Origin of the sequence: Mesorhizobium sp. M7A.F.Ca.AU.002.02.1.1, from assembly GCF_003998535.1 — a bacterium.
GTDB lineage: Bacteria > Pseudomonadota > Alphaproteobacteria > Rhizobiales > Rhizobiaceae > Mesorhizobium > Mesorhizobium ciceri.
Genome location: NZ_RZPB01000021.1, coordinates 16,459 through 22,120, shown reverse-complemented (window position 1 = coordinate 22,120; position 5,662 = coordinate 16,459). Strand labels below are relative to the sequence as shown.

General features: G+C 63.8%; 4 protein-coding genes. 2 read left to right on the top strand and 2 right to left on the bottom strand.

Translation table 11 applies throughout. From position 1 onward, the window contains the following. Window positions 1–460: 460 nt before the first annotated feature. Both ppx and EN879_RS03025 read right to left on the bottom strand, forming a co-directional pair. The gene (gene ppx / locus EN879_RS03030) at window positions 461–1,996 is read right to left on the bottom strand and encodes an exopolyphosphatase (protein WP_013532415.1); all 1,536 of its coding nucleotides are present in this window, start codon (window positions 1,994–1,996) and stop codon (window positions 461–463) included. Continuing rightward, entirely contained in the window at window positions 1,996–4,197 is a 2,202-nt protein-coding gene (locus EN879_RS03025; protein WP_013532416.1) for an RNA degradosome polyphosphate kinase, read from the bottom strand. Before EN879_RS03025 ends, ppx begins: the two co-directional genes overlap by 1 nt. Before the next feature lie 211 nt (window positions 4,198–4,408). On the opposite strand from EN879_RS03025, the gene EN879_RS03020 reads away from it, so the two are divergent. Together EN879_RS03020 and EN879_RS03015 are read left to right on the top strand one after the other, a co-directional pair. Further along, on the top strand, window positions 4,409–4,654 hold the full coding sequence (locus EN879_RS03020; RefSeq protein ID WP_013532417.1) for a zinc-finger domain-containing protein: 246 nt from the start codon (window positions 4,409–4,411) through the stop codon (window positions 4,652–4,654). Between the two features lie 19 nt (window positions 4,655–4,673). After that, the coding region (locus EN879_RS03015; protein ID WP_245493786.1) for an FAD-dependent monooxygenase at window positions 4,674–5,662 on the top strand (989 nt) is incomplete at its 3' end.

Below are 5,662 nucleotides of genomic sequence, written 5' to 3'. Positions count from 1 at the left end.
CTTCTGTATCGTCGCCGGCTTCATCGGCCATTATGGCCAGGGCGGCGGCGACGCGATGCTCGCCTTCCTGCACCAGCAGATGCTGATGAAGGACATTGCGATATCAGGTGGGTTTGTAGCGCTGGCGATGGCCGGCGCCGGCGCATGGTCGATCGACGGGCGCGGCGCGGTTTGATATTTTTGCGTAGATGGGCCCGAGCTGATCGACCCCACTCCGTCTCGGCTTCGTCGAGTCACCTCTCCCCTGATCGACGGGGTAGAGGAAGGCCGCGAGCCTATTGCCGCCAACGCTCTTCCAACGAGGCTCCCTTCCTTTCCCTCCGGAGGGGGGAAAGGTGGCGCTGCAAAGCAGCGACGGATTGGGGGAAGCCGGTCATCAAAGGCGAAGCCGCCGGCGAAGTACGACCGGCAGGTCTCCGCTTAAGTCAGATAAGACACGGGTCTGCTAGCAGCTAGCGCCTTATTTCACTGACATGCTGGGGCCACCCTCGACGGCCAGCACCAGCCGGCGGTTGGTGATCCTGGCCAGCTGCGCCAGGCGCCCGGCCGGCCGCTCGCCATAGAGATCGGCCAGCGATGCCGGCAAGACCAGCGCCAGCACGCCGTTGGCGCGCTGTTCCCATTTCAGCCTGGGCATGATGCCGGGCATCGACGCCGTCAGCAGGTAGACGACGCGCATCATCGCGGCGAGGACGCGGGCGCGCTCCAGATAACGCGGCGATGCCAGAGCCTTGATCTCGGGGGCGATGGCTTCGTTGAAGATGCCGTCGTGACGATAGGCGTTGGCCATCGCCAGGAAAGCACGGCCAGGATGGTCGACGCCGAAGAAGGACGCGTGCGCAATGATGTTGAGCGATTGCTTGCCGCGGTATTCGGGATGCGCGCGCCAGCCGATGTCCGCCAGCAATGCGGCCGCGTGGCGGTAGCGCGCCTCGTCCTCGGTCTCGTCGATGCCGAAGGCGGCAAAGGTCTTGGCGGTCCAGTCGACAAGTTCATGCGCATGGGTGACGGAGCGCGAGCGCAGGCGGGCGAGTTCCTCCGAGGCCGAAATCAGCGGATCGGCCTTCCGCTCGGCCTCGTCGAGCAGCGAATAGAGAAAGCCTTCGCGCACGCCAAGCGCCGAGACGATGATCTTCGACGGCTGCATCGCCGCCATGATCTCCTGCAGCACGATGGCGCCATAGGGCAGCAGCGAACGGCGGTTCTTCGAAACGCCTTCGATGCCCTTGACCTTCTCGATCTCGGCCTTGGCCACCTGCTTGAGGAAGTTCGCCGCGCTTTCGGCCGATATCTCGTAATGGTGCATGACGCCAAGCGGATAGTTGGTCATTTCCATGTGCAGCCGGGCAAGATTTCGCCAGGTGCCGCCGACGGCGTAGAAGGGCCTGCCCTGCCCGCCTTTCAACAGCTTGGCCTTCGCCAGTTCGTCACGCGCGATCCTGGCCGCCTGGGTCAGCGAGTTCTTCGCCATGTCCTGCAGGCGCAGGCCGCCCAGCGGCAGCGTGATGCCGTCGCCGATCGCCTCGCCGCTGACATCGACCAGTTCGAGGCTGCCGCCGCCCAGATCGCCGGCGATGCCATCGGCCGGATGGAAACCGGAAATGACGCCGAGCGCGGAATAGTACGCTTCCTGACGACCGCTGATCACTCGGATCTCGGTCTTCAGCACATCCTCGGCGCGGTGGATGAAATCGGGGCCGTTGACCGCCTCGCGGGCCGCCGCGGTCGCCAGCACATACATCTGCTCGGCGCCCGCCTGGTCGGAAAGCGCACGAAAGCGGCGGAACTCTTCCATCGAGCGCGTTACCGCCTCGGGGTCGAGCTTGCCCGTCGAAACGATGCCGCGGCCGAGACCGGCCAGCATCTTTTCGTTGAACAGCATGGTCGGCGAGCGCGCCAGCCCCTCATAGACGACGAGACGGATCGAGTTCGATCCGATGTCGATGATGGACAGCGGTCGGCGGTCCTGCAGCCGGCCCTGAGAATCAGACAGCATCAGCCGGACGCTGCAGCGTTCTTCTTGCGGCGCTTGAACTGCGCGATGCGCTTGGGCGCATGCGACTTCAGCGCGTCACCCCGTCCCGACAGGCTCGGATTGGTCATGAAATATTCCTGCGCGTTGAACGGTTCCTCGCCCTCCTCCAGCACGACGCGCCGGGAGGTTCCATCAGCCAATACGTCGAAACTTTGCTGATTGTCCATAATGTTGCCCAGCATGATCTGGCCAAGGATCTGTTCATGCACAGTTGGATTGGTGATCGGCACCATGGTTTCGACGCGGCGGTCGAGATTGCGCGGCATCAGGTCGGCCGAGGAGATGTAGACGATCGCCTCGTCCGACGGCAGGCCGAAACCATTGCCGAAACAATAGATGCGGCTGTGCTCGAGAAAACGGCCGACGATCGATTTTACGCGGATGTTTTCCGACAGGCCCGGAACCTGCGGCCGCAGGCAGCAGATGCCGCGCACGACAAGGTCGATCTCGACGCCGGCGCGGCTGGCATCGTAGAGCGCGTCGATGATGATCGGATCGACGAGGGCGTTCATCTTCATCCAGATGCGCGCCGGTTTGCCTTGCACCGCGTAGGCAATCTCGTCGGCAATGTGCTTCAGGATGCGGCTTCTCAGCGTGAACGGCGAGATCGCCAACCGCATTTCGTCCGTCGGCTCGGCATAGCCGGTGATGAAATTGAACAGCTGGGCGACATCGCGGGCAATCGTCGGATCTGTGGTGAAGAAGGACAGGTCGGTGTAGATGCGTGCGGTGACCGGATGGTAGTTGCCGGTGCCGAGGTGCACGTAATTGCGCAGCTTGCCGTCCTCGCGCCGCACCACCAGCGACATTTTCGCATGTGTCTTCAGTTCGAGAAATCCGAACACCACCTGCACGCCGGCCCGCTCCAGGTCGCGCGCCCAGCGGATGTTGGCTTCCTCGTCGAAACGCGCCTTGAGCTCGACCAGCGCGGTGACCGACTTGCCGGCCTCGGCCGCGTCGACCAGCGCGCGCACGATCGGGCTGTCGTTGGAGGTGCGGTAAAGCGTCTGCTTGATCGCCACCACCTCCGGATCGGCCATTGCCTGGCGCAGGAACTGCACCACCACATCGAAGGATTCGTAAGGGTGATGGACGACGATGTCCTTCTCGCGGATGGCGGCGAAACAATCGCCGCCATGCTCGCGGATGCGCTCGGGAAAACGCGGATTGTAGGGCGTGAATTTCAGGTCGTCGCGGGGAACGGCGACGATCTCGGAAATCTGGCTGAGCGCCAATGGACCGGTCAAGACGCTGATGCGGCTGGACGACACGCCAAGCTCGCCGGCGACGAAATCGCGCAATTCGCCAGGCATCAGCCTGTCGAATTCGATGCGGATCACCGATCCGCGCCGACGCCGCTTCAGCGCCGTTTCGAACAGGCGCACGAGGTCCTCGGACTCCTCCTCGACCTCGATATCGCTGTCACGGATGATGCGGAACGTGCCGGAGCCCTTGACCTCGTAGCCGGGGAAGAGCTTGCCGATATAGAGGCCGACAGCCTCTTCCAGCGGGATGAAGCGGACATGATGCTTGCGGTCCGGCAGACGGATGAAGCGCTTCAGCGCCACCGGCAGGCGCAGCAGCGCGCTCATCTCCTCGCCATTCTTGCGATGGCGCAATTGCAGCGCCATCGAGAAGCCGAGATTGGGGATGAACGGGAACGGATGCGCCGGGTCGATCGACAGCGGGGTCAGCACCGGGAAAACCTGTTCCTGGAAATGGTCTTCCAGCCAGATTTTCTCGTCCTTGGTCAGCGCATCGCGGGTGATGCTCTCGATGCCTTCCTTGTTGAGCAGCACGGTGAGCGCCGAAAGGCTCTTCTGCTGGTCTTCCTGCAGCCGCTCGACCTCACGCAGCAGCTGTTCGAGCTGCTGTTCGGGGGTGCGGCCGTCGGGGCTCTTCAGCGTGATGCCCTCGCGCACCTGGCCGGCAAGACCGGCGACTCGGACCATGAAGAACTCGTCGAGATTGGCGGCCGAGATCGACAGGAAGCGGACGCGCTCCAGCAGCGGATGATTGAGGTTCAGCGACTCCTCGAGAACGCGCCGGTTGAACTGCAGCCAGGAAAACTCGCGGTTGACAAACCGGTCCGGGTTGCCGCCTTCCGGGCGAGCCACCTCGACATCCACGAATTCGTTCTGCACCGGCTTCAGTTCGTTCATGATTCCCGCTCTTCCACACCCGCTCAAGCCGGCTAGCCAGTCACTCTAGCGACCCATGGTCCCTCCCGGAAACCGAAATCGGTTTTCGGGCCATGGGTTAACCGGCTTAACTTATCCTCTGACAGGCTTTTGCGACAGTTTGATTTCATCGAACTTGCAAAGAGGCCTGATATGATCCAGATGCAGACGAGACTGCGTTAAGGAGACGACGATGGCAGGCGGTTCCATTCCCCATTTTCAGAACGATGCGGGCTATCCGGCAATCGACATCGGCGTGAAGGAATTCATGTGCACGGGCGCCAATCCGCCTTTCGACCACCCGCATGTGTTTCTGGACATGGGCGACGACAATGAAAAAGTCTGTCCCTATTGCTCGACGCTCTACCGCTATTCGCCGAAGCTGAAGGCGACGGAAACGCTGCCGGCCGGATGCATCTACATCGAACAGGCCGCCTGAGACTTTCGCGACCAGCCCGATGAACGACACGCGTTCCCGGCAAATTGTCGTCGCCGGGGCCGGTGTCGCCGGATTGACCGCAGCCCTTGCATTCGCCTCGCGCGGCTACGCGGTTCGGGTGTTCGAACAGGCGCAGCGCCTGGAAGCTGCCGGCGCCGGCATCCAGCTCTCTCCAAACGCGACGCGCATCCTTCGCCAGCTTGGCGTGCTCGACCGGCTGCTGCCGGCAGCGGTGCGGCCGCAAGCCGTGGTGTTGAAGAAGGCCGCGACCTTGCGCGAACTGGCGCGCGTGCCGCTGGGGCAAGCCGCCGAAACCCGCTGGCAAGCACCCTATCTCGTCGCGCACAGGGCCGATCTGCAGAGCGCATTGACCGCGCGCGTTGCCGAGGTGCCGGATATCCATCTCACCACCGGCGCGCGCATCGGCGACGTTGCCTCCGGCCCGCATGGCATCACGGCGACGGCCGAGATCGACGGCAAGACCATCGAGGCGGAGGGCTTCCTGCTGGTCGGGGCCGATGGCGTCTGGTCATCGGTGCGCCCACTTGTCGACTCGGCCAAGGGGTCGGCTTCGCCAAGAAACCATTTCTCCGGCGAACTGGCCTGGCGCGCGACCATCGCAGCCGATAGCGCCGCGGGGCAGAGCTTTGCCGCCATCGGCGCCAGGGACTGCGTCACCACCTTCCTGCATCCCGGCTTCCATATGGTGGCCTATCCCGTCAGCAAGGGTGCGGCCTTCAATCTCGCGGCCTTCACCAGGGGCGACCGCATTGCCGAGGGCTGGTCCGGCAACGCCGACGCCGGGATCCTGACCCGAGCTCTTGCCGGCACTGCGGCAGAACTTGCCCGTCTGGTCGAGCAGGCCGGCCCGTGGACCGCGTGGCCGATCCACACTGTCGACCCGCAACAGCCCTGGACAACACCGAACGGCATGGCGCTGATCGGCGACGCCGCGCATGCGATGACCCCATTCGCGGCGCAAGGTGCGGCCATGGCGATCGCGGCTGC

What these genes read in the sequence shown, in the direction of transcription:
- ppx (WP_013532415.1), bottom strand. Translation starts at nt 1,996, where the DNA reads ATGCTGTCTGATTCTCAGGGCCGGCTGCAGGACCGCCGACCGCTGTCC.
- EN879_RS03020 (WP_013532417.1), top strand. Translation starts at nt 4,409, where the DNA reads ATGGCAGGCGGTTCCATTCCCCATTTTCAGAACGATGCGGGCTATCCG.
- EN879_RS03025 (WP_013532416.1), bottom strand. Translation starts at nt 4,197, where the DNA reads ATGAACGAACTGAAGCCGGTGCAGAACGAATTCGTGGATGTCGAGGTG.